This window comes from Candidatus Nitrosopelagicus brevis (assembly GCF_000812185.1).
In the GTDB taxonomy this organism is placed as follows: Archaea; Thermoproteota; Nitrososphaeria; order Nitrososphaerales; family Nitrosopumilaceae; genus Nitrosopelagicus; species Nitrosopelagicus brevis.
In genome coordinates this window covers 256478-281236 of record NZ_CP007026.1, presented here as the reverse complement: position 1 = coordinate 281236, position 24759 = coordinate 256478, and the positions used below count along the sequence as shown (strand labels likewise).

The 24759-nt window shown below is 33.0% G+C and carries 28 protein-coding genes and 5 tRNA genes; 14 read left to right on the top strand and 19 right to left on the bottom strand.

Going from position 1 to position 24759, the window contains the following annotated elements; genetic code table 11:
• Positions 1 to 61: 61 nt before the first annotated feature.
• Positions 62 to 709: an SDR family oxidoreductase gene (locus tag T478_RS01610; protein ID WP_048104666.1), complete on the top strand. Its 648-nt coding sequence runs from the start codon at positions 62 to 64 to the stop codon at positions 707 to 709.
• A gap of 40 nt (positions 710 to 749) precedes the next feature.
• Entirely contained in the window at positions 750 to 2111 is a 1362-nt protein-coding gene (purB, locus tag T478_RS01605; RefSeq protein ID WP_048104664.1) for an adenylosuccinate lyase, read from the top strand.
• Here purB and T478_RS01600 read toward each other — a convergent pair.
• On the bottom strand, positions 2103 to 2846 hold the full coding sequence (locus T478_RS01600; protein WP_238573620.1) for an asparagine synthase C-terminal domain-containing protein: 744 nt from the start codon (positions 2844 to 2846) through the stop codon (positions 2103 to 2105). The two genes, purB and T478_RS01600, sit on opposite strands and share 9 nt — an antisense overlap.
• 54 nt (positions 2847 to 2900) lie before the next feature.
• Here T478_RS01600 and T478_RS01595 point away from each other — a divergent pair, with 54 nt between their 5' ends.
• Both T478_RS01595 and T478_RS01590 read left to right on the top strand, forming a co-directional pair.
• The gene (locus T478_RS01595) at positions 2901 to 3200 is read left to right on the top strand and encodes a 4a-hydroxytetrahydrobiopterin dehydratase (protein ID WP_177313227.1); all 300 of its coding nucleotides are present in this window, start codon (positions 2901 to 2903) and stop codon (positions 3198 to 3200) included.
• A 31-nt stretch (positions 3201 to 3231) separates the two neighbouring features.
• Positions 3232 to 5553 carry a valine--tRNA ligase gene (locus T478_RS01590; protein ID WP_048104659.1) on the top strand — a complete coding sequence of 774 codons (2322 nt, stop codon included), beginning with the start codon at positions 3232 to 3234 and terminating at the stop codon, positions 5551 to 5553.
• On the opposite strand, the gene pdxT is transcribed toward T478_RS01590, so the two are convergent.
• The 3 genes from pdxT to T478_RS01575 are packed head-to-tail and all read right to left on the bottom strand — an operon-like array spanning position 5550 to position 7690.
• Complete coding sequence (pdxT, locus tag T478_RS01585; RefSeq protein ID WP_082008715.1) at positions 5550 to 6167, bottom strand: pyridoxal 5'-phosphate synthase glutaminase subunit PdxT; 618 nt, start codon at positions 6165 to 6167, stop codon at positions 5550 to 5552. The genes T478_RS01590 and pdxT overlap by 4 nt on opposite strands.
• The gene (gene pdxS / locus T478_RS01580) at positions 6164 to 7132 is read right to left on the bottom strand and encodes a pyridoxal 5'-phosphate synthase lyase subunit PdxS (RefSeq protein WP_048104657.1); all 969 of its coding nucleotides are present in this window, start codon (positions 7130 to 7132) and stop codon (positions 6164 to 6166) included. The genes pdxT and pdxS overlap by 4 nt, the downstream gene beginning before the upstream one ends.
• Before the next feature lie 24 nt (positions 7133 to 7156).
• The gene (locus tag T478_RS01575) at positions 7157 to 7690 is read right to left on the bottom strand and encodes a hypothetical protein (RefSeq protein ID WP_048104655.1); all 534 of its coding nucleotides are present in this window, start codon (positions 7688 to 7690) and stop codon (positions 7157 to 7159) included.
• Positions 7691 to 7766: 76 nt separating this feature from the next.
• On the opposite strand from T478_RS01575, the gene T478_RS01570 reads away from it, so the two are divergent.
• A tRNA-Trp gene (locus T478_RS01570) sits at positions 7767 to 7840 on the top strand.
• Between the two features lies 1 nt (position 7841).
• On the opposite strand, the gene T478_RS01565 is transcribed toward T478_RS01570, so the two are convergent.
• Entirely contained in the window at positions 7842 to 10115 is a 2274-nt protein-coding gene (locus T478_RS01565; protein WP_048106717.1) for an aconitate hydratase, read from the bottom strand.
• Between the two features lie 150 nt (positions 10116 to 10265).
• Between T478_RS01565 and T478_RS01560 the strand changes: the two genes are divergently transcribed.
• Positions 10266 to 10898 carry a hypothetical protein gene (locus T478_RS01560; RefSeq protein ID WP_048104653.1) on the top strand — a complete coding sequence of 211 codons (633 nt, stop codon included), beginning with the start codon at positions 10266 to 10268 and terminating at the stop codon, positions 10896 to 10898.
• On the opposite strand, the gene T478_RS01555 is transcribed toward T478_RS01560, so the two are convergent.
• The 5 genes from T478_RS01555 to pheS form a co-directional block, all read right to left on the bottom strand.
• Positions 10895 to 11461: a hypothetical protein gene (locus T478_RS01555; RefSeq protein ID WP_048104650.1), complete on the bottom strand. Its 567-nt coding sequence runs from the start codon at positions 11459 to 11461 to the stop codon at positions 10895 to 10897. The genes T478_RS01560 and T478_RS01555 overlap by 4 nt on opposite strands.
• A gap of 20 nt (positions 11462 to 11481) precedes the next feature.
• Positions 11482 to 11721 (bottom strand): Lrp/AsnC family transcriptional regulator, encoded by a 240-nt coding sequence (locus T478_RS01550; RefSeq protein ID WP_048104647.1) that lies wholly within the window; start codon positions 11719 to 11721, stop codon positions 11482 to 11484.
• Between the two features lie 46 nt (positions 11722 to 11767).
• Complete coding sequence (locus tag T478_RS01545; protein WP_048106715.1) at positions 11768 to 12187, bottom strand: EVE domain-containing protein; 420 nt, start codon at positions 12185 to 12187, stop codon at positions 11768 to 11770.
• 227 nt (positions 12188 to 12414) lie between these two features.
• A complete protein-coding gene (pheT, locus tag T478_RS01540) occupies positions 12415 to 14058 on the bottom strand; it encodes a phenylalanine--tRNA ligase subunit beta (protein WP_048104645.1) in 1644 nt (547 codons plus the stop codon).
• A complete protein-coding gene (pheS, locus tag T478_RS01535) occupies positions 14059 to 15456 on the bottom strand; it encodes a phenylalanine--tRNA ligase subunit alpha (RefSeq protein WP_048106713.1) in 1398 nt (465 codons plus the stop codon).
• Between the two features lie 51 nt (positions 15457 to 15507).
• Between pheS and T478_RS01530 the strand changes: the two genes are divergently transcribed.
• Positions 15508 to 16620, top strand: coding sequence for a tryptophan--tRNA ligase (locus tag T478_RS01530; RefSeq protein ID WP_048104644.1), 1113 nt, complete (start codon positions 15508 to 15510; stop codon positions 16618 to 16620).
• The gene (locus T478_RS01525; protein ID WP_048104642.1) at positions 16613 to 16906 is read left to right on the top strand and encodes a hypothetical protein; all 294 of its coding nucleotides are present in this window, start codon (positions 16613 to 16615) and stop codon (positions 16904 to 16906) included. Before T478_RS01530 ends, T478_RS01525 begins: the two co-directional genes overlap by 8 nt.
• On the opposite strand, the gene T478_RS01520 is transcribed toward T478_RS01525, so the two are convergent.
• From T478_RS01520 to T478_RS01510, 3 genes are all read right to left on the bottom strand, one after another.
• Positions 16898 to 17227: a hypothetical protein gene (locus T478_RS01520; RefSeq protein WP_048106710.1), complete on the bottom strand. Its 330-nt coding sequence runs from the start codon at positions 17225 to 17227 to the stop codon at positions 16898 to 16900. The two genes, T478_RS01525 and T478_RS01520, sit on opposite strands and share 9 nt — an antisense overlap.
• A gap of 55 nt (positions 17228 to 17282) precedes the next feature.
• Positions 17283 to 17747 (bottom strand): phosphopantetheine adenylyltransferase, encoded by a 465-nt coding sequence (locus T478_RS01515; protein ID WP_048104641.1) that lies wholly within the window; start codon positions 17745 to 17747, stop codon positions 17283 to 17285.
• Between the two features lie 299 nt (positions 17748 to 18046).
• Positions 18047 to 18123, bottom strand: a tRNA-Ala gene (locus T478_RS01510).
• A gap of 88 nt (positions 18124 to 18211) precedes the next feature.
• Between T478_RS01510 and T478_RS01505 the strand changes: the two genes are divergently transcribed.
• Entirely contained in the window at positions 18212 to 18769 is a 558-nt protein-coding gene (locus T478_RS01505) for a thioredoxin family protein (protein ID WP_048106708.1), read from the top strand.
• A 26-nt stretch (positions 18770 to 18795) separates the two neighbouring features.
• A tRNA-Ile gene (locus T478_RS01500) sits at positions 18796 to 18870 on the top strand.
• 8 nt (positions 18871 to 18878) lie between these two features.
• Here T478_RS01500 and T478_RS01495 read toward each other — a convergent pair.
• Complete coding sequence (locus T478_RS01495; protein ID WP_048104639.1) at positions 18879 to 19769, bottom strand: B12-binding domain-containing protein; 891 nt, start codon at positions 19767 to 19769, stop codon at positions 18879 to 18881.
• 128 nt (positions 19770 to 19897) lie between these two features.
• On the opposite strand from T478_RS01495, the gene T478_RS01490 reads away from it, so the two are divergent.
• Positions 19898 to 20284: a hypothetical protein gene (locus T478_RS01490; RefSeq protein WP_048106706.1), complete on the top strand. Its 387-nt coding sequence runs from the start codon at positions 19898 to 19900 to the stop codon at positions 20282 to 20284.
• 2 nt (positions 20285 to 20286) lie between these two features.
• Here the strand turns inward: T478_RS01490 and T478_RS07530 are convergent.
• Positions 20287 to 20407, bottom strand: a tRNA-Leu gene (locus tag T478_RS07530).
• 94 nt (positions 20408 to 20501) lie between these two features.
• Here T478_RS07530 and T478_RS01480 point away from each other — a divergent pair.
• Positions 20502 to 20575 (top strand) — tRNA-Thr (locus T478_RS01480).
• Here T478_RS01480 and T478_RS01475 read toward each other — a convergent pair.
• The 4 genes from T478_RS01475 to T478_RS01460 all read right to left on the bottom strand — a co-directional run bounded on the left by T478_RS01475 (position 20576) and on the right by T478_RS01460 (position 23427).
• Positions 20576 to 21439, bottom strand: coding sequence for a DNA adenine methylase (locus T478_RS01475; RefSeq protein ID WP_048104636.1), 864 nt, complete (start codon positions 21437 to 21439; stop codon positions 20576 to 20578).
• A gap of 179 nt (positions 21440 to 21618) precedes the next feature.
• Positions 21619 to 22269, bottom strand: a complete 651-nt coding sequence (locus tag T478_RS01470) for an ammonia monooxygenase family protein (protein ID WP_048104634.1) — start codon at positions 22267 to 22269, stop codon at positions 21619 to 21621.
• Between the two features lie 111 nt (positions 22270 to 22380).
• Positions 22381 to 22743 (bottom strand): hypothetical protein, encoded by a 363-nt coding sequence (locus T478_RS01465; RefSeq protein WP_048104632.1) that lies wholly within the window; start codon positions 22741 to 22743, stop codon positions 22381 to 22383.
• 111 nt (positions 22744 to 22854) lie between these two features.
• Positions 22855 to 23427: a methane monooxygenase/ammonia monooxygenase subunit C gene (locus T478_RS01460; protein WP_425320018.1), complete on the bottom strand. Its 573-nt coding sequence runs from the start codon at positions 23425 to 23427 to the stop codon at positions 22855 to 22857.
• 259 nt (positions 23428 to 23686) lie between these two features.
• On the opposite strand from T478_RS01460, the gene T478_RS01455 reads away from it, so the two are divergent.
• Together T478_RS01455 and T478_RS01450 are read left to right on the top strand one after the other, a co-directional pair.
• A complete protein-coding gene (locus tag T478_RS01455; RefSeq protein ID WP_048104626.1) occupies positions 23687 to 24253 on the top strand; it encodes a methane monooxygenase/ammonia monooxygenase subunit B in 567 nt (188 codons plus the stop codon).
• 156 nt (positions 24254 to 24409) lie between these two features.
• Positions 24410 to 24736, top strand: coding sequence for a hypothetical protein (locus T478_RS01450; RefSeq protein ID WP_048104625.1), 327 nt, complete (start codon positions 24410 to 24412; stop codon positions 24734 to 24736).
• Positions 24737 to 24759: the final 23 nt, after the last annotated feature.

Sequence of the window (24759 nt, the reverse complement as noted above, 5' to 3'; positions counted from 1 at the left end):
AATTTAAATGAAATTCAATTATTTGAATAAATTAAAATGAAATAACAATTTCCAATACATAATGAAAAAAGCAATTGTTTTAGGTGCCAGCAGAGGTATTGGTAAATCAATTTCAGATTCATTGAAAAAACTGGATTTGGATGTATTTTCATTATCAAGTAATGACATAGATACATCAAATTTGGATAGTGTAAACAAATTTGCTAATGAAAATAATTCAACTGACATATTGGTGCTAAACACAGGTGGTCCACCAATTATTGAATTTGAAAAAATAAGTAAAGAAGACTGGGAAAAATATCATAATCAGTTATTTGTTGGATTTTGTACATTACTACAAAAAATCAAAATTAATGATGGTGGGTATGTTTTTGCAATAACATCTAATGTTATCAAAGAACCAAATTCAAAATTAATTATTTCCAGTGCTTATAGAGCAGCATTTTCAAGTGTTTTTAAAATTCTAAGTAAAGAATTTGCTGAAAGAGATGTTAGTCTAATCAACATTGCACCAGGACCAATCAATACAGATCGAACAAAAGAATTAGTAGATAATGTGGAAGAATATGCAGATAGTTTACCTATGAAAAGATTAGGAAAACCAGAAGAGATAGGCGATTTTGTAAGTTCCATAGTGGAAAAAGAGATAAAATATCTTTCAGGAGTGGTAATCAATTTTGACGGTTCAAATTCAAATTATATTTTTTAATAGACATAAGTTTATTTTTGTAAAAAATCCATACTAATTAGTGGCAATTTTACCTATAGACAGTGGACGTTATGGCACAAAAGAGATGCTTGAAATTTTTGGCGAGCAGAAAAAGGTTGATTATCAATTAGAAATTGAAGCTGCTGCGGCATTATCCCAAGGCGAAATTAATCTAATTCCGAAATCAATTGCAAAAGATATTGCAAGGGCCGCACGTTCAGGAAAGATTACAGCTAAACGAATTAAACAGTTAGAGGCAAAAAGTGATCATGACACTGCTGCATTAGTTGAATCATTAGCTGAAAGATGTAAAAAAGAATCAAGACCCTGGATACATTACGGATTAACAAGTAATGATCTTGTAGATACAAGTAATTCAATGCAAATGAGAGATGCAATTCGTATTATTCAACCAAAGGTTGGGAAACTTGCATTGGTATTAACAAAAAATGCAATGAAATACAAAACACTTCCAGCAGTAGGTAGAACACACGGTCAACATGCAAGCATCATTTCATTTGGTCTAAAATTTGCAAATTGGGCAGCTGAAATGTCAACACATCTTGAACGTCTTGATGAAATAAAAAAACGAATTCTTATCTGTAAAACACTAGGAGTTGTAGGTACAGGTTCTTTGATGGGTAAAAATGCAGTTAAAGTTCAAGATAGAGTAGCAAAAAAATTATCATTATTCCCTGCAAAAGTGACAACACAAATTATTCCACGTGAAAGATATGCAGAATATATTTTTCAGTTATCACTTCTTGGTGCAACATTAGAAAAAATTTCAATTGAAATAAGAAATCTACAAAGAACAGAAATTGGGGAAGTTGCCGAACACTTCAAAAAAGGTCAGATGGGAAGTAGTGCAGTTCCTGTAAAAAGAAATCCAATCAAGAGTGAAAGAATTTCTTCATTGTCTAAATTATTACGTAGTCAGATCAATACGTCATTTGAAAATATTCCATTATGGCATGAAAGAGATTTATCAAATTCAGCCAATGAAAGATTCACAATACCAATGGCATCAATTCTACTTGATGAAATGATTGAAACAATGATTAGAATAATTAGTAATTTGCAAATTAATGACAAACGAGTTAGAGAAAATCTTTACATAACTAAAGGTCAAATTTTTGCAGAATTTGTATTAGAAGCATTAATCAAAAAAGGAATTCCAAGATTTGTAGCATATAGAGATGTACAAAGAGTTGCATTTGAGGCTCATGAAAAGAAAATGAATTACATGGATGCGTTAATTGGAGATAAAAATATCTTAAAATCATTAACAGAAAAAGAAATTAAAGATATTTTTGTACCTGAAAAACATCTTGGAGCATCACAAATTATCATAAACAATGTAGATAAACACGTTAAAGTTAATGCAAAAAAATTATCGTAATTTTAAGAGCTGTTTGTGTATTTTAGACCCATATTGTAATGCTTTTTTTTGTTTGTAAGCAGATATTTCAGGTACACCACAAGATGCTGCAAGTTTTCTTATAGCATGCTTACGTTGTAAATCATTTTCATCAATTATCTTTTCAGAGATTGGGATAGTTTTTGCATATGAAATAAAATTTTCATCCAGTAAAGGTTGTAATATTCTTACATCAAATAATGATGTAACATTGTTAACAGCAATCATCATTTTTTTCTCATTATCCAACTTTTGATTCATGACATTCATTACTTCATCAACTCCAATTCCGATAGCCTCACGATATGCATTATAACCACAAAATAATTCATCAATTCCATTTGCAGTGACAACTGTGGAAATTCCCAATTTTTTAGCTAATTTTGAAACATAATAAAACGCAATTGAATTTTCATTCCAGGAAAGATTATCAGTTTTTATAATATCATTTACCTTTTCGCTAGTTTCTTGAAAAGATTCTAGTTCAATTTCTAAAATATTATGTTTAAATTTTAGAATTTCATTTACCTCTTTTGCAAAATTAATGTCATGTGAATCAGGAAAACCAATAGTTAGAAGATGTATATCATAACCATTGTCATCCAACAGTTTTGCAATTAATGTACTATCCACACCGCCTGAAAAAGCAACACCAACAGAATTATCTAATACAGTAGTTTTGATGGAATTAAGAATTTCGTCTAATAGTTGATTCATGATTTTGTGAATTAAATTGTATAATTTATTATTGTTCATATTTTCTATCATAACATGGGATTGTCAAAACTTTCAGATAATGAGATTCAAGAGGGTCTAAGAGAGTTGAATGGATGGAGTGTTCAAAATGGTAAATTACACAAAGAAATCGAATTTTCTGACTTTGATGTAGCATGGAATTTTATGACTATAGCAGTTGTTGAAATTCAAAAAATGAATCATCATCCAGAGTGGTTTAATGTTTACAATAAACTTGTGATTGATCTTATGACACATGATGTAGGAGGAATTTCTCAAAATGACATCAATCTTGCAAAATATCTAGATAAGATACCAGTGATTCCATCACTCTAGAGATTTATAGACAAAGATCAATGTTTTAGATATGGATCCAAAGATTACAGAAAAAGCATGGGAGCCAAAACTAGAGGATGCGATTTTAAAAAAATGGGATGATGAGAAGCTTCATGATTTTAAATTACAAGATGAAAATTATACAATAGACACACCACCACCATATCCATCAGGAAGACCATGGCATATTGGTGCAGCATCACATTATGCACAAATCGATATGATTGCAAGAACAGCAAGAATGAATGGAAAAAATGTTTACTTTCCAATAGGCATTGATAGAAACGGATTACCGGTAGAACTCTACACAGAAAAAAAACACGGTATTAGAATGCGAGAAACAGAGAGAGGAGAGTTTTTGAATTTATGTAAAAATGCACTAGATGATTTAGAAGCCGAGATGATACAGATAATGAAAAGTCTTGGATTGAGTGGGGATTTTAAGAATTATTATAGAACAGATTCAGAAGAATATAGAAAATTTACTCAAGAAACATTTATTGATCTTTGGAAAAAAGGTGTCATTTATCTTGCAACAAGACCAAATAACTACGATTGGGTTTCAGGTACAACAATTGCAGATGCAGAAATAGTATACGATGATCTTCCAACAAAACTCGTCTACATGAAATTCATAGTAAAAGATGAAGAAAAAGAAATAATCATTGCAAGTACAAGGCCAGAATTATTATGTGCATGTAAGACTGTCATTGTAAATCCTGATGATGAGAGATATTCAAATTTAATTGGGAAGAACTTGGTAGTTCCATTAACAAACAAAGAAGTTGAGATTACACCACATCATTCTGCAAAAATTGAGTTTGGTTCAGGTGCAGTAATGGTTTGTAGTTATGGTGATCAAAATGATGTTGCATTATTTAGAGAATTACAATTAGAGGAAGTGATTGCAATAGGTTTGGACGGACGAATGACAGAAGCTGCAGGAAACTATCAAGGACTAAAACCAAAGCAGGCAAGAACAAAAATTATCGAGGATTTAGAAAATGCAAATCTAGTAGAGAAAATTGAAGAAATTTCCCATAGAACACCTTTGTCAGAGCGAAGTAAAATTCCAATTGAAATTGTACCGATGGAAGAATACTATCTGAAACAGAAGGATTCAATTGAAAAAATGAAAAAGTTAGGCTCAGAAATTGAGTTTTATCCAAATATGCATAAGCAAATTTTGATGAATTGGTTAGAATCAATATCTATTGATTGGCCAATTTCTAGAAGAAGATTCTATGGAACAGAGATACCAATATGGTATTGTAACGAATGTTCAGAACCATTTGTTCCAGAACCTGGAAAATATTATAGACCTTGGAAAGATTCCTGTCCTGCACAAAAATGTGAAAAATGTGGTAATACAGAATTTACTGGAGAAGATAGAACATTTGACACATGGATGGATTCTAGTGTTTCACCTTTGTTTGTTACAAAATTTAACAGAGATGATGAATTTTTCAAAAAAACGTATCCTACTGGAATAAGACCTCAAGCAAAAGATATTGTTCGAACATGGTTGTACTATACATTACTTAGATGTGAGAAACTAACTGGACAAAAACCATGGTCTGAAGCATGGGTTATGGGTTATGGGTTAGATGAAAAAGGAATGAAGATGAGTAAAAGTAAGGGCAATGCAATTGATCCATTACCGGTAATTCAAAAATCAGGCGCTGATACTTTTAGATTTTGGAGTGCAAGTGAAATTAATCAAGGATACGATTTTAGATGTTCAGAACAAAAGATAGAATCAACAAAGAAATTCTTGAGTAAATTATGGAATGTTTCAAGATTCCTTTCAAGTTTTCCTATAATTGAATCAGGAAAATTAACAGATTCAGATAAATGGATATTATCTGAACTTGATAAATTAATTTCAGTATGTAATGAAGGGTATTCAAAATATAATTTCTTCATACCAGCAACAGCATTAAGAGAATTTACATGGAATATTTTTGCAGCACAATACATTGAAATGGCAAAAGCTAGAGCATACGGAATTGGATTTGATGATGATGAAAGAGATGGTGCCATTTTTACATTACACAAAGTACTTTCAACAATATTGAAACTATTAGCTCCAATTACACCATTCATTACAGAACATCTATGGCAAACACTTTACTCAAAAAATAGCATACATAAAGAACAGTTACCAAAAATAGAGAACATAGAAGATATGACAAATATGACTCAAGTAATTGTGGAGTTTAACTCTAAGGTTTGGAATGAGAAAAAACAGAATAATTTATCCCTAAAAGATTCTATCAAAATAGATATTCCAGAAAACCTAAATCAATTCAAGAAAGATTTAATCGCAATGCATAATTTAGAAATTAGTTAAGACTGATTATCAACTAATTTTACAAATGATTTGTGCAGAGACGTATCTTTTGTAAGTTCAGGGTGAAATGCAGTTGCAATTACATTTCCTTGTTTTACTGCAACAATTTTTTCATTGAATTTTGCCAATACTTCCACACCAGAACCAGTTTCAGAAACAGATGGTGCTCGAATAAAAACACCATGAAAAGAGGAAATTCCAATTGGTTCCATCGAAATTTTTGCTTCAAAAGAATCTTTTTGTCTTCCAAACGAATTTCTTTCAATTTTTACATCTAAAATATCTAAAAGAGGTTGATCAACATTTCCTACAATTCGGTCCTGAGAGTTTTTTGATAAAAATACCATTCCTGCACATATTCCAAATACAGGCATTCCAGATTCGATTTTTTCTTTAATTTTTTTTATTGCACCATTAACAAGAGACATTTGGCCAATTACAGTACTTTCTCCTCCAGGAATTATTAATCCATCAAGTGTGGAAATTTGTTCTACAGTTTTTACCTGAATTACCGAACCATCAATACCTAATTCACTCATAGAAGCCATGGTCGCTAGAAAATTTTCAGTGACATCTCCTTGTACTGCAAGTATACCTATCTTGATTTTACTCAAACTGTACTACCTCTATCCTGCATTTTTAATTCTAAGTTCTTTACATCTAATCCAAGAAGAGATTGTCTTTCATCAATCATTTTTTGAGCATCTTTCACTTTGTCTGGTTCTTCCCAAAATGTTGTTGCAAGAACAACTGCACGAGCACGTTCTTGTGCATCTTCAGCTTTGAATATTCCAGAACCAACAAAGATTCCATCACAACCAAGAGACATAAGATATGCAGCATCTGCAGGAGTAGCAATTCCACCGGCTGCAAAATTTACAACAGGGAGTCTTCCTATCTTAGCAGTTTCTTCAACTAAATCATAAGATACTTTGAAGTCTCTAGCCATTTTTACAAGATCTTGTTTATCATCGGAATCATAGATACTCTTGATTGCACGTAATTCTTCATTCACTTTTTTAATGTGATAGATTGCCTCGGCAACATTGCCAGTTCCAGGTTCTCCTTTAGTACGTATCATAGCAGCGCCTTCTTCAACTCTTCTTAATGCTTCGGCTAAAGAGCGTGCACCGTTTACAAATGGAGTAGTGTAATCCCATTTCCAGATGTGATGATATTCATCAGCAGGCGTTAAAACTTCAGATTCATCTATCATGTCAACATTAGTTTCATCAAGAACTTTTGCTTCATACATATGACCAATTCTACATTTTGCCATAACAGGAATTGTTACATGATCCATAATTTCTTCTATAATTCTAATACTTGCAGTTCGTGCTACACCACCAGCTTTTCTTACATCAGAAGGTAGTTTATCTAAAACCATAACAGATACTGCTCCGGCTTCTTCAGCAATTTGGGCTTGTTCAACAGTTGTTACATCCATCACTACACCATTTTTTAGCATGTGTGCAAAACCTCGTTTCAAAGTTGATGTTCCACGAACAATTGAATTGGAATCAATTTTTTCACATACTGAACCTTTTGCACTTGGGATATCGCCAGAAAGTGGAATCATATACTATCTTTGCCTCATCGATATTTATTCCCTTATAATCTCCATTATAGATTCAAGCTCCTCTTGAACCATTGTAATTATAGGAGGAATCATTTTTTCGGTTGCGTCTGCTTCAGGCCAGTATAGCTGATTAGTATCATCATTAAGAGTTATCTTAAGACCATATTTCTGATAAGTTTCAGTTCCTTCTTTTATTGAAAATGATTCAAATGGTAATGCTAGAAAACCAGTTTCTTTAATCATAGCAACAAGTTTAATTCTTTGAGCATTTTCAATTTTGACAGTTTTTGGAAGACTAACTTCTCCATCTTTAGTGATCGAGTAAGTTACTGTACCATCATTTTTTATAACAATAATTTCTGTTTGATCAGCAGTAATTCTATCTGTTATACCTGGTGAAACATTTCTAAGATGATGTGTTGTAAATTCTATTTCAGATTTATCAGAAGGATCTATTGCAGTGCTTGGTATTTCGGGGGTAGTTACTAGAGGAATAACAATTATTATTGCAAAGATTACAGGAATTGCACCAGCAACAAGAAGAACAGGTTTAACCATTTTACTGCAAATAATGATAATTTGCAAATAAACCTTGGTAATGGTTAAAATTCCCGCTCAATATTTTAATTCTTGTGGGTTCGTAGCCTAGCCTGGTAGGGCGACGGTCTCCAAAACCGTCGATCGTCGGTTCAAATCCGATCGGGCCCACTTACGATGTTTTATTTTTTAAAACATTCAAAGCAGAACCAGCTTTGAACCACTCAATTTGTGATAAATTGTAAGAGTGATTTAACATAATTTTTTCAGTACTACCATCAGAGTGTTCTAATTTACATTCAAAAGATTTGTCAGGAGCAAAATCACTTAACCCTGAAATACTAATTTTATCATCTTCTTTGATCTTTTCATAATCATCAGAGTTTTCAAAGGTTAATGCAAGTATACCTTGTTTTTTGAGATTTGTTTCATGTATTCTTGCAAAAGATTTTGCAATAACAACAGCACAACCCAAAAATCTAGGAGTCATTGCAGCATGTTCACGACTACTGCCTTCACCATAATTATTATCTCCAACTATTATCCAATGCATATTTTTTTCTTTGTAGTTTCTTGCAATCTGCGAACAATTTTCAATACTATTTGTAAGAATATTTTTTGCCTTACCCACTTCATCGTTAAATGCATTTACAGCGCCCAAGAGTAAATTGTCACTAAGATTATCCAGATGACCACGAAGTCTAAGCCAAGGACCTGCTGGAGAAATATGATCAGTAGTACATTTTCCCTTTGCTTTAAGAATTAAATTTAATCCAACAAAATCATTCCCATCCCAAGAGGAAAATGGTTCAAGTTTTTGTAATCTCTCACTATTAGGATCTATCAAAACTTCAACATTTTCAGGATTTTCAGACGGAGAAAGATAGATTCCTTCGGTATTTACAAATCCGTTTGCAGGAACTTCAGGAGCAATTTCAGGAGGAGATAGTTTAATTTTTTTACCATCTTTTCCCTCAAGTGAATCTTCAAGAGGATTGAATGATAAACTTCCTCCTAGTGCAAGTGCAGTTACAATTTCAGGACTTGCTATAAAGTTCATAGTATCACGTTTTCCATCATTACGTCCAGGGAAATTTCGATTAAACGATGTAACAATGGAATTTTTTTCTCCATCTTTTAATTCTGGTCTTTGCCATTGACCAATACAAGGACCACATGCATTAGCAAGAACAGTTGCGCCAATTGATCTCAAAGTATCAATTTGTCCATCTCTTTCAATGGTAGATCGAATTTGTTCAGAACCAGGAGTGACTAATAATGGGATTTTTGCCTTAATTCCATGTGTTTCAGCCTGTTTTGCAACACTAGATGATCTAGACATGTCCTCATAAGATGAGTTTGTACAACTTCCAATTAGTGCAACAGAAATTTTATCGATATAATCATTTGAGTCTATTTCATTAGATAATTCCGAAATTGGTCTTGCAAGATCAGGCGTATGAGGTCCAACTACATGAGGTTCAAGAGTTGAAAGATCAATTTCGATAATCTTATCAAAGAATTTTTCAGGATTTTGTTCTACTTCTGGATCAGCTTGAAGTAAACTTGTGTGATCATTTGCAAGAGATGCAATTTCTTTTCTATCTGTTGAATTCAGATATGTTTCCATTCTTTTGTCATAAGGAAATATTGAACATGTTGCACCAATTTCAGCGCCCATATTGGTAATTGTTGCTTTACCAGTACAACTAATTGATTCTACACCAGGACCAAAATATTCGATAATAGAGTTTGTTCCTCCAGATACTGAAAGTTTTCCTGCAACGTATAGTATAACATCTTTAGGTGCAGTCCATCCGCTCATTTTTCCTTTAAGATGAACACCAATTCTTTTTGGGTAAAGTAATTCCCATGGCATACCAGCCATTGTTTCAGCTGCATCAAGACCACCAACACCTACAGCTATCATTCCTAATCCACCTGCATTTGGAGTATGAGAATCAGTTCCAATCATCAGACCACCAGGAAATGCATAATTTTCTAAAACTACTTGATGAATAATTCCTGCACCTGGATTCCAGAATCCAGCACCGTACTTGCTAGATGCAGTTTCAAGAAATTTGTAAACTTCATTATTTTCATACATTGCTAATTTAGTATCAGATTTTCCTTCAGTTCTTGCTTGTATTAGATGATCACAGTGAACAGTTGTAGGTAAGGTGACAGATTTCAAGCCTGCTTGCATAAACTGTAACATAACCATTTGACCAGTGACATCTTGTAGAGCAACACGGTCAGGTCTAAGAAATACATAATTCTTTTTTTCATCTAATAGTTTATCTAAAAATTCATCTTCAAGATGTCCTGCAAGAATTTTTTCAGTAAGGGTAAGAGGTCTTTTTAGTGTGTTACGGAATTTTGAAATGTTTTTTTCAGATTTTTCATATACTTTTTTTACAAATTCTGGTGTAGTTTCTATTGATATTTTGGACAATATTTAACAATAGAATTTTTGGTTTATAAACGGTCAGTGATAAAAATTTTGGAATTTTAACATACAGTTATAAGAGAAAATGGATTATTTGCTTTGTGTTTTTAGCATTAAGATACAAAATAACTAGGAGATGTGACATCCATGGTTAAGAAAGGTTTTCCTAAATTTGGCATGTCACAAGCAGGTGCCTATGTTACAGCATTAAAAAATTACAATTTACCAGACTTTATTCTAAAATTAGTTGCTAAAGATACAGATTCAGAGCTTCTAGAAAGAGGAAGAATTGATGACAGGTTACAGAGCATGAATGATGATGCATTGGAGCTATTAAACAGAATTTTTGTCGACTGTGAAGAAGACAAAAAAGGGAAATATGCACAGTATAGATTTTTTGCATATGTTTCTAGCATGTATCATAAATGTGAAGTTTTGATTAACGAAAGTATTCCAGGAAAATCTGGAAAGGAACACAAAGTTCCAATTGCAATTAAAAGTAATGGAATGTACATGGCAATTGCATTTAACAAAGCAACAGGAAATGCAATTAATAAAAAAGATGTCGAAAAATTTTATCAAATTGCTGACGACGTAAAAAGTGGAGAACATGGAACACAGCTAATTGATGCAATCTATGGTTCATCTGTTGGTTTCAAAGGAGATGCATTAATTGGATTAGAAGAGTTGAGCAAGTCAAGAAAAGATGATGCAGAAAATAAATTAGAATTTAAAACTGCAAATTTTGAAAACAGAATTTATTCTGTTGTAAAGTGTTAGAAATCTATTTTAGATATATCCATTGAAAGGAATTTTGGTTTATTTTCAGTAATTTCATAATTTTCATCATATTGAATGAAAGGTAAATCATTGAACAGATGTTGGGTTTGTAAATCATGAACATCTTCAATGTAGCGTTTATGTTTTTTCTGTCTTAGCATTTCATGTAAAATTTCATGACATACAGTAGTACAATTCTTTTCTGCAAGAAATAGTTCATCATAACCATTTTTTGGTTTTTGCCACAGTGCCATACCAAAGTTTTCTGCATGAAAACCTTCACATGTACAATCAGTCCATAGAGGTCTAAAATGTGTTAAATAGAAATGGTAAATTTCCTGTCCACGTTGACGATGATCATCTAACAAAGTATGAGAATCAAGTTTTTGAAGAATACTACGAGGTTCTGTAATCATCTCATCACATTGAATTTCATATGATATTGAAAAATTTTCTTTTATCCATTTTTGAAAAAATTTTGCCATAGATTTAACATATTCAAATTCATCTTTACGATGCGGCAGATCTTCTTCTTTAATTACAAAAATAAAATGTAAGAGCATTTTAACAAAAAGGGTAGTGATTAGGTTTGACCTTCTATGCCCATTAGGGTTAGGGTTGATCTAATCTTTTCTATTTTTCTAATCTTCCAGGTAATTGTTTCACGTAATGCTTCGACTGTTGACGATTCAATTTTTGCCAAGATGTCATAAGCACCGAATGTACCGTGAACTTCTATTACTCCTTCTAGATTTTTCAACTGAGAGATGATAGCTTCCTCAGAACCAAGCTCACAGTTAATGAGTACATATGCTGTTGCCATGGAAAAACTACAACGTTCATGTATATCAATTATCCTATTGGGAAAATTATTTATCAGATAATTTTAAAATGGTTTTCCAAATATTTGGGGGTACAGGCATGAAAGATAATCTCATTATTCTCAATAGTTCCCAGTTTTTGAAACTTTTTTGAAGTTTCATCTCGTCAAGCGTTACAGGAGTTTTAAACAATTTTTTGAATTTTACATCTACAACAATGAATCTTTTGTTGTCTTCTTTTGGATTAGGGTATGGATTTGATGTAATAGTCATTATACCAACTGCTTGTCTTTCAGTACCAGTATGATAGTAAATGATTTCATCACCTTTTTTTGCATCTCGCATAAACTTTAGTGCTTGATTGTTATGAATACCATCCCATACAGTTGTCTTATCTTTTTTTAGATCAAGAATGTGATAACCTCTAGGTCCACTTGGTTCTTGTTTTGCAAGCCAATAATTTACCATTTCAATCAAAATTGATTTTAGAAATGGACATTTAAAATTTTAAAAAATGTTCCCCGGTCCTGACTCGCAAAAAATCATTGGTTTTAGCCAAATCCTCATTTCAGATCTGAAACCGGGGTTGCCCACAATGTCGCAAACCTGGGTGAATTAGAAATCATTGTAATCATTACGATCTCGTCATCCTAATCCGTCTGAATGCGTGCTCTTTGGGCATTACCTAATTTCAGCTAGTCAAATATTAATCCAGATAATTTTATCTCAAAACCTACTACAGAAGTTCTAATTCTGAAATTTTCTAATATATTAGAATCAATTTCTCCAATTTCACCAATTTTATTATTATTAACGAAAATATCTGCATGTCTTCCTTTTGTGAATAATTCATTATTTTGAGAAGTTTTTGTTTCTGAAATAATTTTGAAATTAGTTTTGAGAAGTGATTGCATTATTGCTTTAATTTCAGAATAATTTGTATCCTTGTATGCAATTACGGCTGCAAGATTAATTGATTCATCAATAGGTTTCCTTTTAGAAAACACAACTCCAGTTTCAAATAATTTTTGAGGGTATGATTCATGAATATTTTTTGAAAGATTATCTAACATACTAGGTAAAAGAGAATCACGAAGAATTGTATGTTCTTGACTTTTTGAGTCTAATACAGAAATTATTTCTGATGAATTCCTTTTTGTCATTTCATATAGAACTTTTTTACTTGTAAGACTTGAGTTCATTGCCTCAAGAAATCCAAGACCAACTGCAGTTTGACTAAGTAATTTTGTTTTAATTGTTACATCATTTTTTTGACCAATTGTTGTTGATGCAGATAATTTTGGTTCAATTTTTGCAATTCCGTATCCAAGAGCAATTTCTTCTGTCAAATCCATTGGACTAAAGATGTCAAATCGATATCTAGGAATAGTACATGTAATTTTTTTACCTTTTACTGATGCATCTAATCTACATTTTTTTAAACATGCAACCATATTTGATGGATTCATGTCTATACCAATTATCTCAGAAGTAAATTTTGGATCATAGACCATAATTTTCTCTTTTAATTGAGGTGTGGAGTTTTTGTTTCCAGAAATTTTTAATTCATTAAATTCAAATCCAGCAGTTTGTAGAATTGATACTACAACAGAAAGCATGTCTTCAGCTGCTTCTTTATCAATACTAGTTACTTCAATGAGAATGTTTTTTGTGTTTGGTGTAACAGTAGTTAATGCAGAATTGATAATGGGTGGAAAAGATATGGTTTTTTGTTCTGAATCAAATATTATAGGTACATTTTTGGCACTTTCAATTACAGAACCATAATTTTGACCAACCTCAGTATTAGTTAAAATTTCATCAATTGATTGTTCAGTGTTACCGTTTAATGGGATAAATTTATGATCTCGTGATACAGTTGTGTATGTTAGAGGAAAAGATATCTTATCTGCATCATGTAATCCAATAGAAGATTTCTTTCGTTTTCTTCCTATTCCAAAGTGAAGATCCTCTTGCATGTTCATCAATTGTTTGATTGCAACATCATCCAATTTTCCATTTGTTGCAACAATTCCCGTTACATATGGTCGAATTTTTGTTACAGAAGATTCTACTTTAATTGCAAAATTACCTTTTTTCTTAATACTAGTTTTTTGAATTCCTTTTTTTATTCCAAGTAGACCTTGTAAACCAGTCGCAATTCCATAATCAGTCGAGTAATCAGGTCTATTTGGACTGTATTCAATTCGAATTTCATCACCAACTTCAGACTCAATATCCAAACCGAGAAACGGCAACACATCAAGAATTTGTTTTCTTGTTACATTTCCAGAAACTAATTTTTTAATTCGATTGATGTTTAATTCAACAACAGGCAATTATACACTCCTCAACCAACTTAGATTGTTATTATAAAATTCCCTAACATCATCTAGTTCATACTTTAACATTGCAATTCTCTCAATTCCTCCTCCCCAAGCTAAAACAGGTTTGTCGATTCCCAGAGGTTTTGTTACCTCAGGTCTAAAAATTCCCATACCAAATAGTTCAATCCATTTTCCTAATTTTTCATTATACACCATTGTTTGTAAAGATGGTTCAGTGTATGGGAAAAATGTTGGCCAAAATTTAATTTTTGTTAATCCTAACTTTTTATAAAATTCTTTTTGGATTCCCATTAAATCACGTAGAGTTGTATTATTTCCAATTACAATTCCTTCAATCTGATTAAATTCAACTAGATGTTTGTAACTAACTTTTTCATTTCTAAATACTCTGCCTACTGAAAAAATTCTTGCGTTTTCAGGTTTTTGTTCTGCAAGATGTTTTATGGTTACACATGTAGTATGTGTTCGTAAAACCATTTTTTGTGATTCAGATAATTTCCAATCATATTTCCAATTTTTTTTATGAGATGAAGATACGTTTTTTATTTGAGAAGAAGATGCGGGATTTTTTGATTCTAAATTTTCTAAATAGAATGTATCTTGAAGTTCTCTTGCAGGATGATCTTGAGGAGTGAAAAGGGCATCAAAATTCCAAAAACTGGATTGAGTCATGTTTCCTAGAATTTCAGAAAAGCCAAGATTGACAAATATTTCACGTATTTCATCAATAGTGTCTTGTAATGGATGAGTTCTAGCTGCAAATATGGAAGGCACGTCTGCTTCAACATCAATTGCACCACTGGAGGAAATACTTGTGTCAAGAGAAAGTGCAGCATCAGTTAAGGATATGATTTTTGATTTCTCTGAATTTTGTACAATGTAATTTGGTCTAGAGAGTAGGATTTTCATTGCCAGAGGATTTGTAATTTCCTCTTGTGAGATAGTTTTTTCACCTATGAATGAAAGAAGTTTTTCTTCAGGTGTTTCTATTGGTTTTTCTTTTATTGATACTAATGAATCAGAATTATTTTTTTCGATTTTTATCCAGCCATTTTTTTTAGCATTTGCTATTGCAACGTTGAATCCGGCGCCAGATAATACAGAACGTATTTGTTCAAAGGTTTTTGGTTCTTCTTTTAGCATATTGATGAGTTTTCTTTCAGGTAATCCATTTTTGAAAGAATCAAGACCGTTAGGACCTAATGAAAAAGTTATTTTTTCTGATTCATTTACTAAGGCTAGATCCTTTAGGCGCAACCATTCAATTCCTCTACGGATTTGATCAATTGAAAGTTCAGTATTTTTTGATAATTGTTCAGGACTTTGATTAGGAGTTTTTTGTAATGTCTCTAAAATTTTTTTTTCTATATCATGAAAAACTTGTGACACAGTACAACGTCCCAAAAAGACTTTTTAAAGCTTAACCTAAGTCAAACTTGAATGTCATCAGATGAATTTGTCGTAACGCCATGGAATGTTGAAGGCGACATAGATTATGACAAATTAACCAAACAATTTGGCACTCAGAAGATTTCACCTGAAATTCTATCAAAAATAAAGAAAATCACAGGAGAAGATCATTTCATGTTAAGAAGAGGAATTTTCTTTTCTCATAGAGATCTAAATGTAATTTTAGATAATTTTGAAAAAGGTAAGAAATTCTTCTTGTATACAGGACGAGGTCCTTCAGGTAATACACACATAGGTCACTTAGTTCCATGGGTTTTTGCAAAATGGTTACAAGAAAAATTTGATGTGAATATCTATTTTCAGTTAACAGATGATGAAAAATTTTATACAAAATCTGACCTGACGCTTGAAGACACAAGTAAATTTGCGTTAGAAAATGCGCTTGACTTTATTGCACTTGGATTCAATCCGGAAAAAACAAAAATTATAATCAATACTCGAAATATAAGGAGACTGTACCCTATTGCAGCTCAAGTTGCAAAAAAAATTAATTTCTCAAATACAAAAGCTGTGTTTGGTTTTACAAACGATACGAATGTTGGAATGATTTTCTATACATCTTTACAATCAGCACCATGTTTCATTGAAGACTTACCAGTGTTAATTCCACTCGGAGTAGACCAAGATCCTCATTTCAGAATTACACGTGATGTTGCGCCAAAAATAAACAAACCAAAACCAGCATTGATACACAACATCATGATTCCAGCATTGACAGGACCTGGTGGAAAAATGTCTGCTTCTGATGAAAAATCAACCATTTACACGACAGATTCTCCACAAGTGGTAAAAAAGAAGATTAACAAATATGGATTTTCAGGTGGACAGGTTGATATTGAAAAACACAGAGAACTTGGAGGAAACCCAGACATTGATGTCTCTTTTCAATACTTGAGAATATTTTTTGAACAAGATGATGATAAATTAAAGAAAATTTATGAAGATTACAAATCAGGCAAAATGTTAACTGGAGAATTAAAAGCAATCTTAATTGAAAAGATTAATTCATTTTTGAAAATACATCAACAAAAGCGGGAAGAGGCAAAAAAGAATTTATCAAAATTCTTACTATCAGATGAATAAAGTTGAGATTGTCACTGATGACAAGTATGAAGCACAAAAGTTAGCTAGTTTAATTTTTGTAAAAGAAGGAAATGAAACCTTCATTACTGAAATAATTGATGTTTTTGAAACTGAAATTGTAATTTCTATAAAAGACAAATCTGTACATAGCATAGTGTTAAAAGATAAAGAACAGGTGACTAAATTTACAGATTTCATGCAATCAATTATTGAAAAGAAAGCAAAAATAATTGGTACTTCAACAAATGAAGGACTGGTTGAAATTTTTAAAGAAGAACTAAACTAATGATTTATCCATTTCAAAACCCAGTATTTCTTGAACCTTCAAAAAATATAGTTGAGTAGAATAAGGCATTTGTGACAAATTATTTTCAACTGCAATGATAAAGTATCGAACTGCTCTTTTTGAAATATCAAGATTAAACTTCATTGGTAAAATTGGATCTTGTTTTACATTGATTTTATCTTGAAGCCAAGGAGGAGCCATCTCTTTTGTGTCAGAAATGATTTTTTGGTACCAGAAAGATAAATGGTCTGGTTGTAGTCCTTTTTGTAGTTCTTGAACGTCATTTTGTAATTTTTGTAATAATGGATGAATTATTGACATTGCCAAATATTGGAATTTTTTGTTTTATCGGGATTACTCAATTTATGAACAGTGATTAGTCAACTAAGATATTTCCTGAACTATCAATTTCGGAATTTCGTATTCGTGTAGATGAAATTCGTTTACCATCAGATGCTAATTTCATAGGAATGGTGATGATTTCAACAGGAGTCAAATTACGTTCTTTACGGGAGGCATTCAAAATATCACCTTTTTTGCGTGTTTCTTCGCTAACCACCAATGCATCAACATTCCCCTCAATTACTGCAGGCCCAAAATCATCATCTAATTTTGCTATTTCAAATGAGCAATTAGGAAAATTTTCATGAATCATTTTTTCCAAATTCTCAAATCGCTGTTCGAAATTATTGTTTATTTTTTTTCCATGTTTTGAGATAAACTCATCAGATGTTAAACCAATTATTATTTTTTCAGAAATAGATACCGCTTTTTCAATTAATCCGACATGACCGACATGGATTATATCAAACGTACCACCTAGTGCAGTTAATCTAAACATCACGTATAGGGATGGTATTGTTTAACATAAACTCTCGGATTTTACAGATGAACATGAAATATCTAATAATATTGAATTAGAGAAAAATAAAATAAGTAAAAGAGTTTGATAGAAGATTATCTTCTTTTTCGCATTCCAGTAATTGCGAACCAGTAAACTAGTCCCGGTGCTAAACCAACAATTAGTGGAATCCAAACTGCTATTGAGGCTTCATAACCTGCCATAGTAATTTTCCCATATCAATGATATTTAAATCCACCTTCATTTTCGAATATCGAACATGATCGGTTAATAAAAAATGGTGGACTCGAGGGGATTTGAACCCCTGACCCCTCGCGTGCAAGGCGAGTATTCTACCAGTCTAAACTACAAGCCCAATAACTGCTTGAATAATTATGAGAGTTTAATTGTTGTCTTTTGGAATATCTGTAATCCTTTTATTTGTTATAGAAATTGATTTTTTTATGGCAAAAATGGAATCAGTTATCTCATTAAAAACTGGAGATAATGCACCAGAATTTAATCTAAAAGGCATTGATGATCAGATGCACTCTCTAAATGATTATTCAAAAAAAGGCTTATTGGTAATTTTCATGTGCAATCACTGTCCATTTGTAAAGGCAAAGATAGAGGCAATTAAAGAACTTCATGATAAATTCAAAGATGACATTTCAATAGTAGGTATCAACAGCAATGACTCTGTAAAATATCCAGATGATGATTTTGATAGCATGAAGGCTGTTGCCAAAGAGAAAGGTCTAGAAATCGATTATTTGGTTGATGAAACTCAAGAAATTGCAAAAAAATATGGGGCTGTTTGTACACCAGATCCATTCCTATTTGATTCAGAAAAAAAATTAATTTTTCATGGAAGAATAGATGATGCAATGAATCCAGAAGCAGAAGTAAGTGAGAAAGTGATGATAAACAATATTCAAAAATTCTTAGAAGGGCAGAAAATTGAAAAAGATTTTGACCCTTCAATTGGATGCTCAATTAAGTGGAAAGAACAGCAAACTTAAATGACCAAATCCTCGAAAATTTTCGAGGGCTCGTAGCTCAGCTTGGCTAGAGCGTTCGACTGATAATCGAAAGGCCATGAGTTCGAATCTCATCGGGCCCATTAATTTTCTATGAATTTTCGTATTTTGTATTAGACCATTGAAGAATGTCTTCAAGTTTAGAGACTGATAAATCGCCTTTAATTTTGACTTTTTTTCCAGTTTTTCCAGACAATACAATGAAGAGATTATTCTCAGACTTTTCTTTTACAGAATAAAATGAATCAGAGATAAACTTCAATCCTTCTTCAGTTTGGGAAAATACAAGAACTATCATAACACCTTCTTTTGATTTCCAGGTTTTTGAGAGTAATTTTCTAAGTTCAAGATCAAACAAAACATCAATTGATGAGGAAATATCACCAATTGAAAATACATTCCAATTTTGAGAACGAAATGCAGCGGCTGCAGATTCAGACGATAATATAGACTCAGAATCAGCAGACAATATTATGATATTTTTTCCAGAATCAGAGTGACCAGAGTGGTAGGTAATCATTTGAAGGGAATTGGATATTATTCCAGTCATCAACTGTTCTTCAGATTTTCCAATTTTTCCATCATCAAATAATTTTTGGATATGAGGTATTGTTGGGATGATTATCTCAGTAATGATTTTGTCCATTTTTGCTTTAGAGTTAATGCAGTTTTTTATCAAATTGTTAACGTGTCGTTCGTTGCAATCAATCACATGCGAAAGAAATTTTTCTTGAACAAGAAAATAATCATCGGGGAAGTTTAATTGTTCAATATCCTCATCGACAAACCACAAGTTCAGATTTCCAATATTTTTCTGTGTTATGGTACCCTCTGCTGCAAATTTATTCAGATATTTCGACATGGTTACACGATTGATTCCTAGTTTTTCAGAAATCTCAACTCCTGATATTCCAGATTTTGATGAATGAAGTAATTTGATCAAACGAAATTTTACTTCAGTTTCATCATAACCACGAGCCATATGAAAATATTAGACATCTATGGTATAAAGTCTAATTATAATTGAAAATGATTTACTCATAAGGTAACAAATTTCACTGAAAAAACATTATATACATGGTACTTGAAAGTACGGTAAGAGAAGGTAAAATGCCAAAACCAGGATTCAAATCAATTACAATTTCAGAACAAGTTTATGAAAAGTTCTATGATGTTTACGAAAAAAATAAAGAAAAACTAACAATGAAAGGCGTGAATAGTTTCGCCGGCTATATCACATACATGTTAGAAGATTCAATGTTAAAAGATAAGACATTTGCAAAATATGCTCCAAAATTAGAATTAATGTCAATTGAGGATGACAGAGTCATCTTGAAGAATAATATTCAAAACAGAATTGCAGAAGTTGTTTTCCAGAGAGGAGAGCTATATTGTCAATTATGTGAGGCAAAAGATTGTCACTGTATTGGTTATGTCTGGTCAATACCAGAAATTTATGAGAAATTAAATTCCAAAGGTCTCCGAAATCATAGATAAAGTGGAGGGGGAGGGATTCGAACCCTCGAACTCCTGAGAGACGGGATCACCCATTATTATGATCTTAAGTCCCGCGTGTCCAAAAGCATGATGCTTTCTTTGGCCAGGCTTGACTACCCCTCCACTAGAAAAACAACAATTTGCGAGAAATTTAACAGTTGATGTTGAGAAAAAAGTAATGAAGAATTATAAGGATTCTAGATATTGAAAAATTTATGCTTCGATAGCTCAGCCTGGTAGAGCGTTACATTGGTAATGTAAAGGTCGTGGGTTCAGATCCCGCTCGAAGCTTTAATAATTTTTTATTATGATTTCTTTGTGTCCAGTTCTCTTTTGAGCATTAGAGTTGATTGCTCGATTTGCATTTATTGAAGAAATTTTCCAATGCTTTTCCGAAAAAATATCCTTAACAACTTTGGAATTTGAATTTGAGAGTAATACATGACAGCCTTTGGAATTGAGTTGATTTGCCAAAGTGGCTAATCTCTCAAGGTCATCTTCAGTGAAATCTCTATGAGTGTAGCTAGTAAAATTTGCAGTACTGCTAATTGGCTGATATGGAGGATCAAAATATATCAAATCACCCTTTTTGGTATCGTCTAAAACTGCCTCAAAACCTCTGCATGAAATTTTGATTTTTTCAGATTGTAGAATTTTACTAACAGAAGTTAGATTTTCTTTATTTACAATATTTGGATTTGTGTATCTGCCAAGAGGTACGTTGAATTGACCTTTTTTGTTTACACGGTATAATCCATTAAAACAGGTCCTGTTGAGGAAAATTAATCTAGATACTTTTTCAATCTGTAGTTTTGGCTCTTGTTTTCTTACTTCATAATAGTATTCTGTAGAATCATCGTGGTAATTCTTTGAGTGGTTTTCTAAAGATTCTATGAGTTTTCCAAGTTTATCACGAATTGTAATATATGCCAATATCAAATCAGAGTTAAAATCAGATACATTGCATGACAATTTTGGTTCTTTTGATAACAAATTGAACATTACAGCACCTCCACCTAAGAATGGCTCATGATATGTTCCAAATTGTTTTGGAAAATTATTTTCCAATTCTTGCATGAGTTGCCTTTTTCCTCCAACCCATTTTACAAATGGTTTTGGCTCCGATATTGCAATTTGTCTATATTCTTGTGCCAAGGCTACTTTCTTTCATAATCAGGTTTTGTCTAGCCAAGTGAATCTAAGATCACCAAGTGTGAAGAATTAATTGATTTACGGGCAATAGGTTAAATACAAATTTCGTTTTTGGATAATTTCATCGATTAAGGCGCTGCCTAACTAGTATTCAATAAAATGAAAAGAGGAAATGGGTTTTTCTAATCCCACTTTGACCAAGCGGCCATCCATCTGTATGTCCATGTTGTAAGTTTACAACCTAAAGCCGCAAATGTACAGGCTAATACTGCTCCAGCACCGGCACCAAGTGCAACAGGGCTGTTGTAGAATTTACCTACCTGCGGTTCTATCGGGGTCATATATGGTGGTAACGTTGGTCTTGGATACTTGAATGCAGTCTCTAGTGGGTCAGCCACAGTGATCAAATTGACCATGTTGAATAGTGGCAATGACATTCCAACTAAGACTCCGCCGAACAGTATCAGAGAGTGCTTATTCTTCTTTGTTGCCCAGTACGCTAAGTCCAACAGCATTGCTGATGGTAGCCAAACTGGTGTAACGATGAAGTCATATGGGTAACCTAATGCGAACCATGCACCTTTTGCAATCCATGTGTAGACTGTCATGATTAATGCATAGTACGTTGCGGTTCCTGGAACTCCAGTGAAGGTGAGATAGTAACACGCACCTACAGTGAGCATAAGTGTTTGAGATATTGAGAATACTACAAACGATGTCCAGGCCCAATCAGTATAGAAGATGTAGTCCCCTGCGTTGATTGTTAGCAAAGTTGAGTTGACTGCGACTACTACTATGAATAAGTAGTGAGTACATCGTCTAAGCCAGACCATGAAAATATTCCTGTCGGTTAGTATATAAAAATTTGGGAAAATACCGAGATCGTGCGCACGTAACCGTGACTAGAATAGATAAAAAGGAAAGTCCTTTAGGACTGAGTTTGATTATTTTCCTACGAACATAACGATTGCGATTGTACCAATGGTGACTCCACCTAATACTCCGCCAACTATACCGTTACTTTTCTTAGTTGTTCCTTCTTCCATAACTTTGACACAGAAGAGGTAACCAATTGCTTCTATAATGGTCAGGACGATAAATGCATAATGTCCGCTTGGTGTAGGATATGCCCAAGGATATACAAAATATCCTGCTGCAGTACCACCAAATGTTGCTAGCCATGCTGCGATAAATGATGCAGTGATCATTCCAGTCATGTTTTCAACACGACGGCCAATCATTTTCTCGACGTCAGCAGAACCTGCTCCGCCTCCGCCACCTGAACCAAATCCTTTTGGAAGTGTCATATAGAATTATCAGTCGACAGAATCTATTAAAGTCTTTCCTAGATTCTGGGCACCAACCGATCTACCATTAGGTAGGAGCATAAAAAAAACAAAGTACGAATTTGTACTTGATTATGGTATGGATCTGCTGTACAATTTACCCTCAAGGGCCATTTTGTACATTTCTGCAACATATGGGTTTTCACCAGGTGTTTCTGCACCTAATTCGACGAGTCTTGCATAGACTCTAACTACGTAAGCTAGAGCACCCATGAAGGCTACGACGACACCCATGTTGAACATCCAGTGGTTTGGAACTGCGAAGATTTCTTCGACGAACCAAAAGTGCCACATCTCGTTAACACCAATAGTAAACATGGTTGCAAGATAACCTAAGATTGTCATCTTTAGACCTGTGTTCATAGAGTTGTTTGGTCCTCTCAATACTGGGACTTTTCTATCATAGATTGCTGCGAATCCCCATCCAAGTGGTAGTGCTACAAAGTGAGAGTATAACCACCAGTGTGCTGGAGTGAATGCTGAATCTCTAATAGAAGTCTGATGGAGTGAACCATCGACAAAGTTGTCGACTTCTACGGATGCGGCTGTTGATCCCATAGCGATGACTACTAACCAGATTTTTTTCAATCTCTGGATTTCGACTTCTTTTGGGAGTAATGCCGGCATTTGTGCCATAGTATCTATACGTGCTTTTTGGAATATAAGCCACGAGGTTGGAATTTAGAGATTTTTATTCAAAAAATTCATTTTTTGATGGGAAAATTTCATAAATTTTTCAATTATAAATTTAAAAAATACAATTTTTTTATTAATTTTTTTCATCATTTTAATGATTAACATTAATGATTAACATTGGAATGTTTTATGAGGAAAATAACGTGGATCGACACGATAGTTAAAACTTAAATTCCTCATTTCTGTCGTTTACAATTAAGGGATAACAATGGTAGATAGAAAAGTAATGGCATTTGCACTTGCAACCGTAATGGTAGTTGGAGTCTTTGGACCTAATGTAGCAACAATGATTCAAACTGCTGAAGGCCACGGTGTACAAGCACAATTGCAAAGTCGTTTCATTCGAATTGAGGATGAAACATTCAACAGACAATCCCTCCAAACCGGTGAAGTTCTAACTTTGAGCGGTGCATTCGTAAGTTTGATTGATTCAGACATGCGTGCATGGTCATCAATTTTCTCAGAGTCAACTAACGCAGGTAACAGATGGGAGATTCTAGCAAGAGATCCACCAGGTAATGTCTTTGACATTCCAGGTAACGATGTTGTCGATTATGAAATCTCAGCACGTGCTCTTGAACCAGGAGTTTATCACGTCCACACTCAATTGAACATTGAGCACGTAGGACCTGGACTTGGACCAGGACAAACCGTAGTTGTAGAAGGAGAACCAATTCTCAAACCTATTCCATATACCAACATCGCATATCAATCAATTATCATTGCAGTTGGTTATGTAATCACATTTGCAACACGACCTTGGCAAGTAATCTAAACTCACTCTTTTTTCCTTTTATTGAATTACAAATCTAAGTGCATACACAAAGTTTCATCTACTTAATTTTTTTAACAAATAATTAAGTATAGATTAATATTTACTCACGATTAAAAATGACAATTTACTTTTATCTTCGGATAGGTTAAACCAATCATGGTTCACGTATTCAAAATTGATCATCTGAATATTCACGAAAGCTACTTCAAAGGCAAAGTAGAATTCCGAGGCGACGATTATACAATAAACATACAAGATGAAAGAAGAGGCAAAGTCCTAAAACTACCATTCAAATTAAAAAAAAAGCAAAAAGTACTAGTTAGATTTTCAGGTCCTAACAATCTGGCAGTTGAAGACTTTCTGCCTTTCGAAGGAGAGTCAGAATGGGTCGAAGTGGATTCGACACCAATTACATTTTTCATAGCAGACCACCAAGACCAATTTGATACTTTAGAGATTATCGATGATTTAGCAGAGGCTTAGAAAAGACTTTATTCCAAACTAAT

What these genes read in the sequence shown, in the direction of transcription:
- T478_RS01575 (WP_048104655.1), bottom strand. Translation starts at nt 7,690, where the DNA reads ATGGTTAAACCTGTTCTTCTTGTTGCTGGTGCAATTCCTGTAATCTTT.
- T478_RS01525 (WP_048104642.1), top strand. Translation starts at nt 16,613, where the DNA reads ATGAATAAAGTTGAGATTGTCACTGATGACAAGTATGAAGCACAAAAG.
- T478_RS01560 (WP_048104653.1), top strand. Translation starts at nt 10,266, where the DNA reads ATGGTTAAGAAAGGTTTTCCTAAATTTGGCATGTCACAAGCAGGTGCC.
- T478_RS01520 (WP_048106710.1), bottom strand. Translation starts at nt 17,227, where the DNA reads ATGTCAATAATTCATCCATTATTACAAAAATTACAAAATGACGTTCAA.
- pdxS (WP_048104657.1), bottom strand. Translation starts at nt 7,132, where the DNA reads ATGATTCCACTTTCTGGCGATATCCCAAGTGCAAAAGGTTCAGTATGT.
- T478_RS01490 (WP_048106706.1), top strand. Translation starts at nt 19,898, where the DNA reads ATGCCAAAACCAGGATTCAAATCAATTACAATTTCAGAACAAGTTTAT.
- T478_RS01530 (WP_048104644.1), top strand. Translation starts at nt 15,508, where the DNA reads ATGTCATCAGATGAATTTGTCGTAACGCCATGGAATGTTGAAGGCGAC.
- T478_RS01555 (WP_048104650.1), bottom strand. Translation starts at nt 11,461, where the DNA reads ATGCTCTTACATTTTATTTTTGTAATTAAAGAAGAAGATCTGCCGCAT.
- T478_RS01550 (WP_048104647.1), bottom strand. Translation starts at nt 11,721, where the DNA reads ATGGCAACAGCATATGTACTCATTAACTGTGAGCTTGGTTCTGAGGAA.
- T478_RS01610 (WP_048104666.1), top strand. Translation starts at nt 62, where the DNA reads ATGAAAAAAGCAATTGTTTTAGGTGCCAGCAGAGGTATTGGTAAATCA.
- T478_RS01495 (WP_048104639.1), bottom strand. Translation starts at nt 19,769, where the DNA reads ATGGCTCGTGGTTATGATGAAACTGAAGTAAAATTTCGTTTGATCAAA.
- T478_RS01590 (WP_048104659.1), top strand. Translation starts at nt 3,232, where the DNA reads ATGGATCCAAAGATTACAGAAAAAGCATGGGAGCCAAAACTAGAGGAT.
- T478_RS01515 (WP_048104641.1), bottom strand. Translation starts at nt 17,747, where the DNA reads ATGTTTAGATTAACTGCACTAGGTGGTACGTTTGATATAATCCATGTC.
- T478_RS01600 (WP_238573620.1), bottom strand. Translation starts at nt 2,846, where the DNA reads ATGAATCAACTATTAGACGAAATTCTTAATTCCATCAAAACTACTGTA.
- T478_RS01505 (WP_048106708.1), top strand. Translation starts at nt 18,212, where the DNA reads ATGGCAAAAATGGAATCAGTTATCTCATTAAAAACTGGAGATAATGCA.
- T478_RS01465 (WP_048104632.1), bottom strand. Translation starts at nt 22,743, where the DNA reads ATGACACTTCCAAAAGGATTTGGTTCAGGTGGCGGAGGCGGAGCAGGT.
- T478_RS01455 (WP_048104626.1), top strand. Translation starts at nt 23,687, where the DNA reads ATGGTAGATAGAAAAGTAATGGCATTTGCACTTGCAACCGTAATGGTA.
- T478_RS01450 (WP_048104625.1), top strand. Translation starts at nt 24,410, where the DNA reads ATGGTTCACGTATTCAAAATTGATCATCTGAATATTCACGAAAGCTAC.
- T478_RS01595 (WP_177313227.1), top strand. Translation starts at nt 2,901, where the DNA reads ATGGGATTGTCAAAACTTTCAGATAATGAGATTCAAGAGGGTCTAAGA.
- T478_RS01545 (WP_048106715.1), bottom strand. Translation starts at nt 12,187, where the DNA reads ATGGTAAATTATTGGCTTGCAAAACAAGAACCAAGTGGACCTAGAGGT.
- T478_RS01470 (WP_048104634.1), bottom strand. Translation starts at nt 22,269, where the DNA reads ATGGTCTGGCTTAGACGATGTACTCACTACTTATTCATAGTAGTAGTC.